This is a genomic window from Micromonospora sp. NPDC048169, from assembly GCF_040652815.1.
In the GTDB taxonomy this organism is placed as follows: Bacteria; Actinomycetota; Actinomycetes; order Mycobacteriales; family Micromonosporaceae; genus Micromonospora.
Genome location: NZ_JBEZMS010000049.1, coordinates 1 through 15,525 on the forward strand (window position 1 = coordinate 1; position 15,525 = coordinate 15,525).

Consider the following 15,525-nt stretch of genomic DNA (forward strand, 5'->3'; position numbering starts at 1 on the left):
CACGGCGGCTGCTCACCCCTCCTCACGTTCAGACGAAACGACCCTCACATCCAGTCGGTTACGCCCACCCTCAAAAAGTTAGGACCTCTTAACACTCGCCGAACAGCTCGTCGATCTCCGCGCGGTGCGGCAGCGCCACCGAGGCGCCGAGCTTGCGTACGCACGCCGCACCGGCGGCCGCCGCCCAGCGCACCGCGTCGGCCAGGTCCCGCCCCTCGCCCCAGGCCACCGCGAGCGCGGCGGTGAACGCGTCCCCGGCGGCTGTCGAGTCGACCACGTCCACCGGCACCGCCGGCACGTGTGTCGCCGGCCGGTCCCGGTCGACGTACCAGGCGCCGTCACCGCCGAGCGTCAGCACCGCCCGGGGCACCAGGTCCAGCAGCGCCGCCGGCTCGTCCCGGCCCCGGCCGGTCAGCGCCTGCGCCTCCGGCTCGTTCACCACGAGCAGGTCGGTGGCCGCCAGCAGCTCGGCCGGCACCGGCCGGGCCGGCGCGGCGTTCAGCACCACCCGGGTGCCCGCCGACCGGGCCGCCAGCGCCGCCTCGGTCACCGTCTCGACCGGCACCTCCAGCTGCGCGACAAGCACGTCGGCGTCGCGTACGGCGGACAGCTCGTCGGCGGACAGCGACGTGAACGCGGCGTTCGCCCCCGGGGTGACCAGGATGGCGTTCTCCCCCGCGCCGCCGACCATGACCAGCGCGACGCCGGACGGGCCGTAGACCACCCGCAGGTGGCCGGTGTCCACGCCGGCGGCTGTCATCCGGGCCCGCAGCGTCACCCCGAACGAGTCCGAGCCGATCGCGCCGAGGAAGACGCATGACGCGCCGGCGCGTACCGCCGCGACCGCCTGGTTGGCGCCCTTGCCGCCGGGCAGCATGACGAAGTCGTCGCCCAGCACGGTCTCGCCGGGCCGGGGCAGCGCGGCGCCGATGCCGACGAGGTCCATGTTGGCGCTGCCGACGACGGCGACCCGGGTCTGCGGCACTGTTTCGTCCCGTCGCTCAGGCGGCGCGGGCGGCCCAGCGGTCGCCGGACCGCGTGACCACCAGCGGCAGGCCGAACGTCTTCGACAGGTTGTCGGCGGTGAGCACGTCGGCGAGCAGGCCCTGCGCCACCACGCCGCCCTCGCGCAGCAGCAGCGCGTGGGTGAAGCCGGGCGGGATCTCCTCGACGTGGTGGGTGACCAGCACCATTGCCGGCGCGTCCGGGTCGTACGCCAGCTCGGCCAGCCGGGCCACCAGGTCCTCGCGCCCACCCAGGTCGAGCCCGGCGGCGGGCTCGTCGAGCAGCAGCAGCTCCGGGTCGGTCATCAGCGCGCGGGCGATCTGCGTCCGCTTGCGCTCGCCCTCGGACAGCGTGCCGTACACGCGGCCGGTGAGGTGGCCGACGCCGAGCTGGTGCAGCAACGCGGCGGCGCGGGCCTCGTCGGTGCGGTCGTAGCTCTCCCGCCAGCGGCCGACCACCGACCAGGCGGCGGTCACCACCACGTCGACGACCCGCTCCTCGGCGGGGATCCGCTCGGCGAGCGTCGCCGTGGACAGGCCGATGCGGGTACGCAGCTCGTTGACGTCGGTACGGCCGATGCGCTCGCCGAGCACGTGCGCGACGCCGCTGGTCGGGTGCAGCCGCCCGGCGGCCAGATTGAGCAGCGTCGTCTTGCCCGCGCCGTTCGGACCGAGCACCACCCACCGTTCGTCCAGCTCGACCTGCCAGTCGACGTCGTGCACCAGCGCCGTGCCGGAACGCTTGACGCCGACCCCGTCGAGGCTGACCACCAGATCCGCGTCCACGGTCGAGGGGGCGAGGGCGCCCGGGGCGCCGGGGATCAGGTCACCAGTCACCGCTCCATCCAATCACGCACCCGGCCCGGCGCCCCCCACGGGCGGCGCCGCCGCCATAGGGTGGGGCGCCGTGTCGTTGGTCACCGCTTCCGGAAGGACACCCATGACCGACCGCTGCCGGGAGGAGCGCGGATGAGCCCGGTCATCGAGATCGCCGGTCTACGCAAGACGTTCCACACGCTGCGTCAGGGCCGCCGGATCGCCGTCGACGACTTCGACATGCTGGTCGAGGCGGGTCAGGTGCACGGCTTCCTGGGGCCGAACGGGTCCGGGAAGACCACCACGCTGCGCGCGCTGCTGGGGTTGGTCCGGCCGGACGCCGGGCGGATGCGCGTGCTGGGCGCCGAGTCACCCGAGCGCCTGCCGGACGTGTCCGGGCGGGTCGGCGCGATCGTGGAGAGCCCGCAGTTCTTCGCCAACTTCACCGCGCGCCGGACGCTGCGGCTGCTGGCGCTGGCCGGGGGTGTGCCGACCATCCGGGTGGACGAGGTGCTGGAGCAGGTCGGGCTGCGCGAGCGGGGCGACGAGCGGGTCAAGGGCTACTCGCTGGGCATGAAGCAGCGGCTGGCGGTCGCGTCGGCCCTGCTGAAGAGCCCGGAACTGCTGATCCTTGACGAACCGGCGAACGGGCTGGACCCGGCCGGGATCCGGGAGATGCGCGACCTGACCCGGTCGCTGGCCGAGGCCGGGGTGACGGTGCTGCTGTCCAGCCACATCCTCGCCGAGATCCAGCTGATCTGCGACCACGTGACGATCGTGAGCCGGGGACGGCGGGTCGCGTACGGGCCGGTGGCGCACGTGCTGGCCGGCTTCGACAAGCACCAGTGGCGGGTACGGGTGGCCGCCCCGGAGCAGGCCGGGCAGGTGCTGGGCCGGGCTGGCCTGTCGGTGTCCGTCGAGCCGGACCACCTGGTGGTGACCGGTGTGGTGGATCCGGAGACGATCAGCCGGACGCTCGGCGAGCAGGGCGTGTGGGTACGCGAGCTGGTCCCGCTGCGGCCGGACCTGGAGAGCGTCTTCCTGGAGCTGACCGGCGGCGACGAACACGTGGCGGTGCCACGGCAGGTCGACGGCGCGCCACCGCGCGACGGAGTGATCGATCTCGACGTCCGGGAGATCCGGGAGGTGGACGCGTGAACCTGGTCCGGGCCGAGCTGGAGCGGCTGGCCGCCCGGCGTTTCGTGCAGCTCATGGTGGTGCTGCTGGGTGTCGCCTTCGCGGTGACCGTGGTGACCACGCTCGCCGGTTCGCACCGGCCGAGCCCGGCGGAGCTGAGCCGGGCCCAGGCGCAGGCGGCGGAGAGCGTCCGCCAGATGGAGATGACGTACGACCGCTGCCTGCGAATCCGGGAGGGCTCGCTCCCGCCGAGCGAGAACGACTACCTGCCGCGCGACTGCGCCCAGATCGACCCGGCGCAGATCGAGGAGCTGCCGAGCGCGGCCGACTACCTCAGCGGCGTCTTCGTCTTCGCCAAGGAGGCCGAGCCGCTGCTCTACTTCCTGATCGCGTTCCTGACCCTGTTCGGGTTCCTGGTCGGCGCCTCCTACATCGGGGCCGACCTGACCTCGGGCGGGGTGGTCAACCTGCTGCTGTGGCGGCCCCGGCGGCAGACGGTGCTCGCCACAAAGCTCGGCACGCTGCTGGGCGGCCTGCTCGGCCTGTCGGTGCTGGCGTCGGTGGCGTACCTCGGGGCGTTCTGGTTGATCGGCCAGGCCTCCGGGCTGGTCGGGCGTACCAGCGGCGACTTCTGGCCGTCGCTCGCCGCGATCTGGGTACGCGGGCTGGTGCTGGTGCTGCTCGCCGCGGCGCTCGGGTTCGCCGTGGCCACGCTGGGCCGGCACACCTCGGCGGCGCTCGGCACGGTGGCCGCGTACGTGGTGGTGTGGGAGCTGGGGGCGAGGCTGGTGTTCCAGATCCTTCAGGTGGGCCGGCCGGACCGGTACATGCTGTCCAGCTATCTGACGGCGTGGCTGTCCGGTGAGGTGCGGCTCTGGGACAACAACTCCTGCGGTCCCGGGATCTCCGGCTACTGCGACGGTTCCTACACGCTGACCTGGCCGTCAGGGCTGGTGGTGCTGCTCGGGCTCACCGGCGCGCTGGTGACGGCGGCGTTCACCGTGTTCCGCCGCCGCGACCTGATCTGACAGACGGACGGCGCCCCGACCCGGCAACTCCTTGCGAACCCTGACGCCATGATGAAGGATTCCTTCACATGGCGCCAGGGTGCACGACGCGGTCAGCCGACCGTCGAGCCGAACACCTCGTCACGCACCGCGTCCAGCGCGGTACGCAGCGCGCCGCGCAGGATCGGCTCCTCGGTCAGCCCGGTGGTCACCACCCGGGGCCGGACCAGCGTGATCGCGGCGACCTCGTGCTGCACCCGCTCGGCAAGCGCCGCGCCGCCGGCCTGTCCGACCGCGCCGGCGAGCACCACGAGCGGCGGGTCGAGCACCACGCAGGTGCTCGCCACACCGAGCGCCAGCCGCCGGGCCAGCTCGTCGAGCATCGGCCCACCGGCGGTGCCGGCGGCGATGGCCGCGCGTACCACCTCGGCCGCCCGGGCCGCCGCGACGCCCTGCTCCGCCGCGTCCGGGCTGGCGAAACCGTGCTCGGCTGCCACCGCGCGTACCGCGTCGGCGCCGACGAGCTGCTGGAACGCCGGCTTGGCCCGCTTGGACACGTCGCGCGGGATGGGTGCGCCCGGCACCGGCAGGTAGCCGATCTCGCCCGCCGCGCCGCTGCTGCCGTGGTGCAGCCGCCCGCCCAGCATGATCGCCAGGCCGACGCCCGCGTCCACCCAGACGAGCACGAAGTCGGCTGTGCCCCGGGCCGCGCCGGACTGCGCCTCGGCCACCGCCGCCAGGTTCACGTCGTTCTCGAAGACGACAGGGGTGTCCAGGTCCTCGCGGAGCGCGGCGAGCAGGCCGCTGTGCCAGCGCGGCAGGTTGAACGCGAACGTGATGTCGCCGGTCTGCGGGTCGACCAGGCCGGGGGTGCCGAGCACGACGCGCCGGACGGCGGACAGCTCCGCCCCGGCGCTGCTGGCCGCCTGGACGACCGCGTTGTGCACCACGCCGACCGGGTCGTCGGTGTCCTTGGTGGACTGCTCGACCCGGCCGGCCACGGTGCCGGTGATGTCGGCGCAGGCCGCCACCACCCGCTCCGCGCCCACGTCCACGCCCACCACATACGCGCTGCCCGGCCGGACGGCGTAGAGCTGGGCGTTCGGGCCCCGCCCGCCGGCCTGCTCGCCGACCCGGGCGACCAGGCCGCGCTCCTCCAGCCGCTCGACGAGCTGGGACGCGGTGACCTTGGACAGCCCGGTCAGCTCACCGATCCGGGCCCGGGTCAGCGGGCCGCGTTCGAGCAGCAGCTCCAGCGCCGCACGATCGTTGAGCGCCCGCAGGAGTCGGGGGGTGCCGGGCAGCCGGGTCGCACTCATGCCAACGTCCTCAATTTTCAGTAAAGTTTTCTAACCACAAAACGCCTGCCGAGGGGTGCCCGTTAGCGTATCGGCCGCCCCCGTCCGCAGCGGTCGGACGACCCGGCAGGGAAAGGGGATACTCGTGGGTCTGGATCCAGGACTGCGCCGGCTCGCGCTGGGCACGCTGCTGGCCGCGTACCCGGGACCGGTCCCGCCGGACTGGGCGGTCGACCTGCTCGCCGACGGGCTCGCCGGGCACACCCTGTTCGGCACCAACATCCACGACCCGGCCCAGGTGGCGGCGTCCACCGCGGCGCTGCGCGCCGGCCGCTCCGACGTGATCCTCGCGATCGACGAGGAGGGCGGCGACGTCACCCGGCTGGCGCACGCCACCGGCAGCCCGTACCCGGGCAACGCCGCGCTCGGGGCGGTGGACGACCCCGGCCTCACCCGGCAGGTGTACGCGGCGATCGGCGCGGAACTGGCCGCTCTGGGCATCACCGTCGACCTGGCACCCACTGTCGACGTGAACACCGCCGACGAGAACCCGGTGATCGGCACCCGCTCGTTCGGGGCGGACCCGGAACGGGTGGCGGTCCACTCCGCCGCCGCCGTCGCCGGTCTCCAGTCGACGGGCGTGTCCGCCTGCGCCAAGCACTTCCCCGGGCACGGCGCCACGGTCGCCGACTCGCACCACGAACTGCCCACAGTCGACGTGCCGCCGTCGGTCCTTCGGCAACGCGACCTGCCGCCGTTCGCCGCCGTGGTCGACGCGGGCGTCCGCGCGGTGATGACAGCGCACATCCGGGTGCCGGCGCTGACCGGCGACGGCCCGGCCACGTTCAGCCGCGCGGTCCTGCACGACCTGCTGCGCGTCGAGTACGGCTTCACCGGCGCCGTCATCACCGACGCGCTGGAGATGAAGGGCGCGGTGCTCGCCGCCGGCGGGGTCGGTCCGGGCGCGGTCCGGGCCCTGGCCGCCGGCGCGGATCTGCTCTGCGTCGGCGCCCGGGTGGACGCCGAACTGGTCGAGTCGGTCGCCGCCGAGATCGTCGCGGCGATCGGCGACGGCCGGCTGGCGCGTGAGCGGGTCGAGGAGGCCGCCGGCCGGACCGCGGCGCTCGCCGCCGCCACCGGCCCCGCCGCCGCCCGGCCGCCCGCCGTCGCGGGCCTCGGCTACGCCGCCGCGCTGCGGGCGGTACGGGTCGAGGGCGACCTCACCCGCGCCACCGCGCCGCTCGTGGTGCAGGTGCACGCCACCTCCACCATCGCCGAGGGCCGGGTGCCGTGGGGGCTCGGCCCGCACCTGGCCGCCGGGGTCGAGCAGGCCCGCGCGGTGGCGGGCGAGACCGACCCGGAGCAGGTCCGGCGGCTCGCCGGTGACCGGCCGATCGTGCTCGTCGGACGACACCTGCACCGCCTGCCCGGCGCGCGCGAGCTGGTCGAGGCGCTGGCCGCCACGCATCAGGTGACGGTGGTCGAGATGGGCTGGCCTGGTGCGTGGCGGCCGGCGGGCGCGCGCGCCTTCGTCGCCACCCACGGCGCCAGCCACGCCAACGGCCGGGCCGCCGCCGAGGTGCTCCGCCTGACGGCCTGACCCACTCCCCACTCCCGGCCCGCTGTTTCCCGAACGGCGGGCCGCACTATTGAACGCATTCAAAATATGTCGTACGCTCAGGCCCTGAATTTGAACACGTTCAAGAGGGGCGACGGGGGATGGACGCGAAGGTCTGGATGTACCTGGCTTACCTGACGGTGAGCATCGGTCTGACCATCTGGGTGGCGCGGGCGCTGTCCCGCAACGGGTTGGTGTTCCTGCAGGACGTGTTCGCCGACAGCCGGCTGGCCGAGGCGGTGAACAGCCTGCTGGTGGTCGGGTTCTACCTGCTCAACCTCGGCTACGTCACGGTGGCCATGAAGGAGTCCGACCCGGTCGGCGACACCAGCCAGGCGCTGGAGCAGCTCTCCATGAAGGTGGGGCTGGTCCTGCTGGTGCTGGGTGCGCTGCACTTCTTCAACGTCTTCGCACTCGGCCGATACCGGCGCGGCCGCCTGCGCCAGCAGGCCACCCACCCGCCGCTGCCGCCGGTCAGAATGCTCCCGCCGCAGGGCGGACCGGTACCGGCGGGGCCGAACCCGCCGGCCCGGTGACGTCCGCCGCGGGCGGGCACCAGCAGGATCCCACCGGGCACGGGGCCGGTGGGATCCGCTGGTTCACCGTCCTGTACGACGCGGGCTGCCCGATGTGCCGGGCCGCCAAGCGGTGGCTCGCCTCGCGTGCCCAGCTCGTACCGCTGGAGTTCGTGCCGGCCGGGTCCGCCGAGGCCCGGCGGCGCTTTCCCGGGCTGGACCACGACGCCACGTTGCGCGATCTGACGGTGGTGGCCGACACCGGCGCGGTCTACCGCGGCGACGGCGCCTGGTTCGCCTGCCTCTGGGCGCTCGCCGAACATCGCGGCACGGCCGAGCGGCTGGCCCGCCCGCACCTGCTGCCGCTGGCCCGGCGGGTGGTGGCGACCGCCTCCGCGGTCCGCGAGCGGATCCGGGAACCGGGATACGGTGACGACGATGACCGAGCAGAGTGTGCCGACGACCGCTGCGAGCGGGTCGACGGCCCGGGGTGAGCAGACCCGCCAGCTGATCCTGGACACCGCGATGCGGCTGTTCCGCGAGCGCGGATACGCGCGCACCACGATGCGCGCGGTCGCCCAGGAGGCGGGCGTGGCGGTGGGCAACGCCTACTACTACTTCGACTCCAAGGAGCACCTGGTCCAGGAGTTCTACGCGGGCACCCAGCGCGAGCACCGGGCGGCGGCCGACACGGTGCTCGCCCGGGAACGGGACTTCGGCCCGCGACTGGCCGGGGTGCTGCACGCGGGCATCGACGTGCTGAGCCCGTACCACGCGTTCGCTGGCGCCTTCTTCAAGACGGCGGCCGAGCCGACCTCCCCGCTCAGCCCGTTCTCCGCCGAGTCGTCGGCCCCCCGGGACATGTCGATAGCGCTGTTCCGTGAGGCGCTGACCGGTTCCACCGCCAAGCTCGACGCCGAGCTGCGTGAGGCCCTGCCCGAGCTGCTCTGGCTCGGCTACATGGGGGTGGTGCTCTACTGGGTGCACGACCGCTCGGACGGGCAGGTGAAGACCCGGCAGCTCATCGACGGCGTGGTGCCGCTCGTGGACCGGCTGGTGGCGCTGTCGCGGCTGCGCGTGCTGCGCCCGGTCACCCGCCAGACCCTCGCCCTGATAAGCACGCTGCGTCACTGACCCGACTGACCCAGTGACTGACGATCCCGCAGGTGAGAGTCCATTACCGGACAGCGACGCACCCCTTGTTCACCACCGGCTCTAGCACATAGCGTTACCGATGCCGGGGCCTGGGAGGAAAGCTGCGGACCGTGGATCCGGCCCGGGATCCACGGTCCGCGCCGGACCGGTCAGCGGGAATCCGCCGGCTCGGCGGCAGCACCGGCTCAACGGGGGAAGACGCCGAACGCGGTGAAGCCCCGATCCGGGAATCCGGCCGCCTCGGCCACCCGCGCGGACGCGGCGTTTCCCGGGTCGTGCAGATAGGTGGGGATCGCCCCCTCGTCCAGCACCCGGCGCGCGGCCTGCGCGACCAGCCGCCGGGCCAGGCCGCGCCCGCGCGCCGCCGGCACCGTGCCCACCGCCAGCTCGTGCCCGTACGCGTCGTGCCGCTTGATCCCCACGCCGGCCCGGTACGCGCCGTCAGCGCCCCGGACCACGAGCACCTCCCGGTCGAACAGCCGCAGCCACGGCGGCAGTCCGGGCAGCGTGGGCGGCACCCACTCGCCCACCTCGGGCAGCGGCGCCGGGTCGGTGCACCAGCGCAGGACCGAGGTGTGCGCGATGAACTCGGGTGTGCCGACCGCGCCCGGCAGAGCGGGCAGCCACTCCCCGATCGGCCGGTCACGCACCAGCGCCCGTACCGCCTCCACCCGGTCCGCGGCGACCGAGAGGACGGTGCTGCCGTCCGCCGTCACCGCGACGGCTGGGCGCAGCCGCCCGTCCCAGGCCGGACGGGCGCGGCGGTAGGACCGGACGACGTGCAGCCCGGGGCCCGCCGGCCACTGTCCCAACCAGGTCGCCAGATGAAGGAAGACCCGCCGGTCGAGCATAGTGATCATGGTACGCCGTGCCGCCGCGCCCGTGCCCGCGGAATCGGCCGATCGCACCGGGGTTGAGACGCGCGGCCGATGGGTAGAGGGTCGGCACGCCAGCGACGGGTGCCGATTCCCGCTTCCGCCACCGGCCGCAGGATTCCGGCGCTTCGCGGAACCGAAGGCATCGACCCTGCGTCACATCCATTTCCATACATGTACAAGTTTCTCTGGGACGGTAGTGGTCATGCCTCACGAACCGAATGACCGATTCCAGCAGGACGCGGAGCGCGGCTGGCGGGTTGCGGCGGACGCCGGACGATTCCCGGCGCAGCCGGCGTACCGTGAGCGCCGCGACCGGGCCACCTCCTGGGCCGAGGTGAACGCCCAGCCGGCCGCCGCCTCGCGGCAAGGCCTGACCCCGCTCTGAAAGGGCGGGCGACGACACACCGGCCCGGGCGGCGTACCGGCCTTCGCACACCTGTGCGGTAGCGTCTTGTGGTCCGATTTCCGGCCTACGACAGGAGAAGCTCCGCGCATGGGCAAGAAGACGATCCACGTCTCCGACTTCACCGGCCGGGTGCTGAGCCCCGACGACGAGGTGGTCAAGGTCGTCGTCCTGGAGCATCCGGATCTGGTCGCCGGCCCCGTGCAGCTCGACGCCACCCCGGTCGAGGTGGAGAGCATCGACGACGCGGCGCTCGACGTCGCGGTGGTGGAGATCCACGACCGGCACGGCCACGGCGAGCCGCGTCGCGTGGTGCTGACCGCGAGCGAGTTCGACGCGATGGCGACCGACGTGCCGATGGCGCGACTGCTGCGTACCGCCGAGCGGGTCAAGCCGCCGAAGGCCCGCCGTACCACCGAGAAGATCGACTACGGCACGATCGAGCACGCCGGGCGCCCGCATCGCGGCCGGGTCACCGAGGAGGAGGCCCGGCTGGTCCGGGAACACCTCGACGAGGTGAACAAGCGCCTGGCCGACGCCGGCATCCGCCAGGTCGACCCCGCCGACCCGGAGCACGCCGCCCGGTACGGCTTCCCCACCGCCGCCTGACACCCCGCCTCCCGGGCACGCGCCCTCGTGACGCGTGCCCGGCGCGGGGTCAGGCCCCTTTCCGCGTGATCTCGGCCAGCGCCGCCTCGAACGCCGATTCCAGCGCGGGCTTCTCCAGGCCGAGCCCGCGCAGCACCCCGTCGTCGCCCTCCTCCTCCAGCAGGGCGAGCAGGATGTGCTCCGTACCGATGTAGTTGTGGCCCATCCGCAGCGCCTCCCGGTACGTCAGCTCCAGCGCCTTCTTGGCACGCGCGTCGTAGGGGATGACGTCCGGAACCCGATCGGCCTTCGCCGGCAGCGCCGCGGTGACGGCCTCCCGCAGCCGTTCCAGGGGTACGCCCCGGGCCACGATCGTCGCGGCGGCGAGCCCTTCCGGCTCGGCGAGCAGCCCGAGCGCGAGGTGTCCCGGGGCGACCTCGGCGTTGCCCGCCGCCCGCGCCTCCTCCTGCGAGGCCAGCACCACGTTGCGGGCGCGCGGGGTGAACCGGCCGAACCCGGAGTTCGGGTCGAGCGTGGCGGCGGTCTCCGCCTTGGCGGCGGAACGCTTCTGGGCGGCCTGCTTGGTCACGCCCATGCTGCGGCCGATCTCCGTCCACGAGGCGCCGGAGCGGCGGGCCTGGTCGACGAAGTGCCCGATGAGGTGGTCGGCGACGTCGCCCAGGTGGTCGGCGACGAGGACCGCGTCAGCCAGCTGGTCGAGCGCGTCGGTGTGTGCCTTCTTGATGCCGTCGATGAGGTCGTCGAGGCGTACCGGATGGGTCATCTTGTGCGGTTCGGTCTCCTCCATGCGTCAACCATAGGTTGACGATGCGTGGCGGTCAACCCTCGGTTGACGATGCGATCGAGGTTCCACCCCTGCGGGTCAGCCGCGCACCCACCGCTGGTTGCTGCCGCCGTTGCAGGTCCAGATCTGCACCGCGGTGCCGTTTGTGGTGCCCTGCCCGTTGACGTCCAGGCAGAGACCCGAGCCGACCCCGACGATGGTGCCGTCGGCGTTGAGCCGCCACTGCTGGTTGCTGCCGCCGGTGCAGGTCATGATCCGCGCACGGCTGCCGGACGCGGCGCCCGGGACGTCGAGGCACTTGTTGCCGTACACGGTGAGCTGGTTGCTCGTGCCGACCGTCCACTGCTGGTTGGGCCCACCGTTGCAGTCCCAGATCTGCACGACCGCGCCGTCGGCCTGGCTGGCGCCGTTGACGTCGAGGCAGCGGTTGGCGCTCGCGCTGCGCACCTCTCCGGTCGGGCCGCTGGAACCGTCGCCCGGCGTGATCGCGAGGTTGTCGAACTGGGCGGTGACGCCCTGGCCGGTGCCGTACCCGATCTGGCCGGCCACCCAGGCGGAGTCCGACACGGTGCCGACGGTGGTGCCGTCGATCGCCGCGGTGAGGGTGCTGCCGTTGAGCTTCAACGAGAGGTTGTGCCAGCGTCCGGTGCCCAGCGCCGCGGTGTTGCCGCTGGCCAGGGTGCGCCAGTTGCCGCTGGTGTTGTTGCTCCGGATCGACCAGGCCCCGCCGTCGGTGACCCGGAAGTAGTAGCCGTTGAGGTTCTGCGGGCCCTGGTGGTTGTAGGTGTTGCCGCGGCCGATGAGCTGGGCGTAGCCGGGCTTCTCCAGCAGCACGTCCGAGGAGACCGTGTAGTTGCGCCAGGTCAGATCGCCCAGCAGGGCGTACGGTTCGGCCTGGCCGGACGTCCAGTAGATCGGCGCCTGCTCGGACATCTGGCGGACGCACTGTCCGGTCCGGCCGCCGCCGCAGCCGACGATCTCGAACGAGCCCTGCTGGTCCATCAGGTACCGGGCCTCGCGCCCGGTGGCGTAGCTGTCGAAGTTGTCGCGGTACGGCAGATCCAGGGTGCCCTGAACCGGGCTGACAGCCGTGCCCTTGCCCTGCCCACTCGTGGTGGTGATGCTGTAGACGTAGCCGGGCTGGACGGTGAGCGAGAAGCGCCCGCCGTTCGGTGTGATGTCGGCGCCCCGGACGAAGTGGTCGGCGCTGTTGTTGGACCTGAGGTTCGTCGCCCACACGCGCACGGTGCCGGCGGAGAGCCCACCGGTGACGGTGACGTCGAGCTGCTGGGCCGAGCCGGCGTCCTGCGTCTCGATGACGGTGCTCCAGTCACTGTTGTTTGTGGACTTCAGCGAGACATAGCTGCCGTTGCCGCGGTTGCCCCCGAGGTAGCCGCTGGACGAGTCGAGATAGCGCCAGCCCGGCGCCGTGAACTGGGTGGTGTGCGCCATCACCCAGGTGCTCTTGCCGATCGAGTAGGCGCCGGACCACGGCTGCTGCGCCACCGCCACACCGGTGGTCGCCCACGGGATGTTGGGGGTGATGGCGGCGATCACCGGCCAGTTGATGTACCCGGTCATCCTGCCGTCGAGGTAGCCGCGGTTGATGCCCCGGGCGAGGGCCGGCGCGCCGGCGTTGTAGTCGTCGGAGCCGTTCTCACTGGCCCACAGCTGCTTGCCGGTGGAGATCGCATTGGCGGAGCTGGGGCAGCTGGTCTGGGCGCTGCGGTAGCCGCAGACGTAGTGGCTGCCGAAGACCTGCACCGCGTTGGCGAACGCCGGGTCCCGCAGCGAGTCGTCGGCGGCGCCCCACCCGAAGTCGTCCGAGGCGACGATCTTCACGTTGCCGTAGCCGCGGGAGTTGAGCGTGGAGCGCAGGTTCTTGTACCAGGTGGTGTTGTAGCCCTTCTCGTTCCACCCGCCGAGGTAGTTGATGGTCAGCCCGTGCGTCGCCGCGCAGTCCAGCCACCCGACGAGGTAGTTGATCGAGTCGGTGGACCAGAAGTTGCCGTTGCCGATCCAGCCGGGCGCTCCCCAGGCCAGACCGACCAGGGCGATGGCGGGGTTCCGCGCCCGCGCCTGCTCCATCAGCCACCACTCGTAGCCCCGGTTGCAGTTCACGCCGCCCCGGGTGTGCTCGTGGCTGGGCTCGGCGCCGGAGGTGGAATTGGTGTCGCCGCCGATCTCCACCTTCATCAGCTGCATCGCGGCGCCGTAACCCGGCTTGAACAGGTAGTCGAGGATGTCGCTGCGCTGCGGCTCCGGGTAGTCGATCAGGAGTCTGCTGTTTCCGCCGCCGCCGCTGACCGCACCGACCCCGTCGAGCGCGCGCCCGCCGGAGGCGCCGTTGACGGTGAGGGCGGTCGCCGCCCGGGCCGGCGCGGCGGGGACGGTCAGCGCGAGCGCCGTCACCATCGCGGCCACCGCCGCCGACGCCATCCGTCGCCACGCCACATGTCCTCGGCTCATCCTGCTGGACACCGACCCACCTCCAGATAGACACACGTCTATCAAATGCTCTGTATGTTAGCGTTCACACCACGGGTTGGTCAACGCCTCGCCGGCCCGGCCCCCACCCCACCGAACGACGCTCGCGAAAACGGGTAGGGTCGGTCGGGGTGAGCACCCATTCGACGCTGCTGTTCGTGCTCGCCGCCGTCGCGATCGTCATCGCCGTGCGGTGGATCGCGGCCCGCACCGGCCTGCCGGCGGCGGCGCTCCTGCCGCTCATCGGCATCGCGTACGCGCTGCTCCCCGGCCCCAACGTCGGCCTCGATCCCGAGCTGGTGCTCATGGTCGTGCTGCCACCGTTGCTCTACAGCGCCGCGCTGGACTCCTCCCTGCTCGACATCCGCCGCAACCTGCGCATCGTAGTCAGCCTCTCGGTGGTGCTGGTGCTGCTCACCGGACTGCTCGTGGGCGTCGGGTTCCACCTGTTCGTGGCCGGCGCGACGCTGGCGGCCGGCATCGCCGTCGGCGCCGCGGTCGCCCCGCCCGACCCGGTCGCCGCCCTGGCTGTCGGCCGGCGGGTCAACCTGCCGCCGAAGATGGTCACGATCATCCAGGGCGAAGGGCTGCTGAACGACGCCACCGCGCTGACCATGCTCAGCGTCGCTGTCGCCGCCGCGGTGGGCGGCGAGTTCTCGTTCCACGCCGCGGTCGGGCAGTTCGTGCTGGCGGCGGCGGGCGGGATCGCGGTGGGCGTGGTCGTCGCCCGGGCGAAGCGGCTGCTCCGCCCGCTCACCGCGGACCCGCTGCTGTCGAACGCGATCTCGCTCGCGACACCGTTCGTGGCCTACCTGCTGGGCGAGGCGCTGCACGTCTCCGGCGTGCTGGCCGTGGTGGTCGCCGGCCTGATCGTCGGCCACCAGACACCGCAGTTCGGGTCCGGCGCCGCCCGTCTCCAGACCAACGCCGTGTGGCGGCTCGTCGACTTCCTCCTCGAAGGCTTCGTCTTCCTGCTGATCGGCCAGCAGCTCCCCGCCGTCGTGCGGGGCCTGCGCCAGTACGAGACGTCGACCATCATCATCGCGGTCGCCGTGTCGGTCGGCGTGGTGCTGCTCCTGCGCCCGGCCTGGCTGGTGCTGACCCAGTGGCTCCCCCGTTCGCTGCACACCCGGCTCGGTGGCGTCTCCGAACAGGACGACACCGACGAGCCGGACGCGGCACGGCGGCACGGCGGCGTCGACCGCGACGCCCGCGGGCTGACCGCCCGTGAGGTGGTGGCGCTGAGCTGGTCCGGTACGCGCGGCGTGATCAGCCTCGCCGCGATCTTCACGCTGCCGCTGACCACCCGCGACGGAGACCCCTTCCCGGACCGTGACCTGCTGCTGTTCTGCACCTTCGTGGTGGTCCTGGTGACGCTGGTCGGGCAGGGTCTGACCTTCGCGCCGCTCGTGCGGATGCTCGGCCTGCGCGCCAACGAGGCCGACCAGGCCCGGGTACGCAACGAGGCCCGCTCGGCCGCTGTGGAGGCCGCGCTGGCCCGCCTCGACACCGTCGCCACCGAGGAACCGGACAGCCGGGTCGCCGTCGACACCACGCGCGCCCAGTTGGAGACCCGGCTGGCCCGCTACCGGGGGCGGCTCGACCTGATCGAGCAGAGCGGATCGTCGGAGCTGCCCACCTCACCGGAGTACGAGACGGCGCTGCGGGTCCGCCGGACCGTCCTCGAAGCGCAGCGCGAGGAGTTGCTGCGGTGGCGCGACTCCGGCCGGCTGCCGGACGAGGAACTGCGCGTGCTGGAACGCGAACTCGACCACGAGGAGCTGCTGCTGCCGAAGCGGGCGCCGAGCTGAATC

General features: G+C 72.8%; 15 protein-coding genes. 9 read left to right on the forward strand and 6 right to left on the reverse strand.

All coding sequences use genetic code 11. The features are described from left to right. Positions 1–88: 88 nt before the first annotated feature. Both AB0D28_RS26955 and AB0D28_RS26960 read right to left on the reverse strand, forming a co-directional pair. Positions 89–985, reverse strand: coding sequence for a ribokinase (locus tag AB0D28_RS26955; protein ID WP_357390232.1), 897 nt, complete (start codon positions 983–985; stop codon positions 89–91). 16 nt (positions 986–1,001) lie between these two features. Continuing rightward, entirely contained in the window at positions 1,002–1,853 is an 852-nt protein-coding gene (locus tag AB0D28_RS26960) for an ABC transporter ATP-binding protein (RefSeq protein ID WP_357390234.1), read from the reverse strand. Between the two features lie 120 nt (positions 1,854–1,973). Between AB0D28_RS26960 and AB0D28_RS26965 the strand changes: the two genes are divergently transcribed. Further along, entirely contained in the window at positions 1,974–2,978 is a 1,005-nt protein-coding gene (locus AB0D28_RS26965) for an ATP-binding cassette domain-containing protein (RefSeq protein ID WP_357390236.1), read from the forward strand. Then, positions 2,975–3,985, forward strand: a complete 1,011-nt coding sequence (locus AB0D28_RS26970) for an ABC transporter permease subunit (protein WP_357390238.1) — start codon at positions 2,975–2,977, stop codon at positions 3,983–3,985. Before AB0D28_RS26965 ends, AB0D28_RS26970 begins: the two co-directional genes overlap by 4 nt. Before the next feature lie 92 nt (positions 3,986–4,077). On the opposite strand, the gene AB0D28_RS26975 is transcribed toward AB0D28_RS26970, so the two are convergent. Next, the gene (locus AB0D28_RS26975) at positions 4,078–5,283 is read right to left on the reverse strand and encodes an ROK family transcriptional regulator (protein ID WP_357390240.1); all 1,206 of its coding nucleotides are present in this window, start codon (positions 5,281–5,283) and stop codon (positions 4,078–4,080) included. A gap of 124 nt (positions 5,284–5,407) precedes the next feature. On the opposite strand from AB0D28_RS26975, the gene AB0D28_RS26980 reads away from it, so the two are divergent. The 4 genes from AB0D28_RS26980 to AB0D28_RS26995 all read left to right on the forward strand — a co-directional run bounded on the left by AB0D28_RS26980 (position 5,408) and on the right by AB0D28_RS26995 (position 8,529). Beyond that, on the forward strand, positions 5,408–6,862 hold the full coding sequence (locus AB0D28_RS26980) for a glycoside hydrolase family 3 N-terminal domain-containing protein (protein WP_357390242.1): 1,455 nt from the start codon (positions 5,408–5,410) through the stop codon (positions 6,860–6,862). A gap of 119 nt (positions 6,863–6,981) precedes the next feature. Then, positions 6,982–7,416, forward strand: coding sequence for a hypothetical protein (locus tag AB0D28_RS26985; RefSeq protein WP_357390244.1), 435 nt, complete (start codon positions 6,982–6,984; stop codon positions 7,414–7,416). After that, positions 7,413–7,889 (forward strand): DCC1-like thiol-disulfide oxidoreductase family protein, encoded by a 477-nt coding sequence (locus AB0D28_RS26990; protein WP_357390246.1) that lies wholly within the window; start codon positions 7,413–7,415, stop codon positions 7,887–7,889. The genes AB0D28_RS26985 and AB0D28_RS26990 overlap by 4 nt, the downstream gene beginning before the upstream one ends. Then, positions 7,834–8,529, forward strand: a complete 696-nt coding sequence (locus AB0D28_RS26995) for a TetR family transcriptional regulator (RefSeq protein ID WP_357390248.1) — start codon at positions 7,834–7,836, stop codon at positions 8,527–8,529. The genes AB0D28_RS26990 and AB0D28_RS26995 overlap by 56 nt, the downstream gene beginning before the upstream one ends. Positions 8,530–8,735: 206 nt before the next feature. Here AB0D28_RS26995 and AB0D28_RS27000 read toward each other — a convergent pair whose 3' ends face one another. Then, positions 8,736–9,401 (reverse strand): GNAT family N-acetyltransferase, encoded by a 666-nt coding sequence (locus AB0D28_RS27000; protein ID WP_357390250.1) that lies wholly within the window; start codon positions 9,399–9,401, stop codon positions 8,736–8,738. Between the two features lie 229 nt (positions 9,402–9,630). Here AB0D28_RS27000 and AB0D28_RS27005 point away from each other — a divergent pair, with 229 nt between their 5' ends. Continuing rightward, a complete protein-coding gene (locus tag AB0D28_RS27005) occupies positions 9,631–9,813 on the forward strand; it encodes a DNA repair protein (RefSeq protein WP_357390252.1) in 183 nt (60 codons plus the stop codon). A gap of 108 nt (positions 9,814–9,921) precedes the next feature. Beyond that, a complete protein-coding gene (locus AB0D28_RS27010) occupies positions 9,922–10,440 on the forward strand; it encodes a hypothetical protein (RefSeq protein ID WP_357390254.1) in 519 nt (172 codons plus the stop codon). A 49-nt stretch (positions 10,441–10,489) separates the two neighbouring features. Here AB0D28_RS27010 and AB0D28_RS27015 read toward each other — a convergent pair whose 3' ends face one another. Together AB0D28_RS27015 and AB0D28_RS27020 are read right to left on the reverse strand one after the other, a co-directional pair. Next, positions 10,490–11,227, reverse strand: coding sequence for a Clp protease N-terminal domain-containing protein (locus AB0D28_RS27015; protein ID WP_357390256.1), 738 nt, complete (start codon positions 11,225–11,227; stop codon positions 10,490–10,492). 75 nt (positions 11,228–11,302) lie between these two features. Beyond that, positions 11,303–13,663, reverse strand: a complete 2,361-nt coding sequence (locus AB0D28_RS27020; protein WP_357390296.1) for a ricin-type beta-trefoil lectin domain protein — start codon at positions 13,661–13,663, stop codon at positions 11,303–11,305. A gap of 179 nt (positions 13,664–13,842) precedes the next feature. Between AB0D28_RS27020 and AB0D28_RS27025 the strand changes: the two genes are divergently transcribed. Continuing rightward, the gene (locus AB0D28_RS27025) at positions 13,843–15,522 is read left to right on the forward strand and encodes a Na+/H+ antiporter (RefSeq protein ID WP_357390258.1); all 1,680 of its coding nucleotides are present in this window, start codon (positions 13,843–13,845) and stop codon (positions 15,520–15,522) included. Positions 15,523–15,525 lie beyond the last annotated feature (3 nt).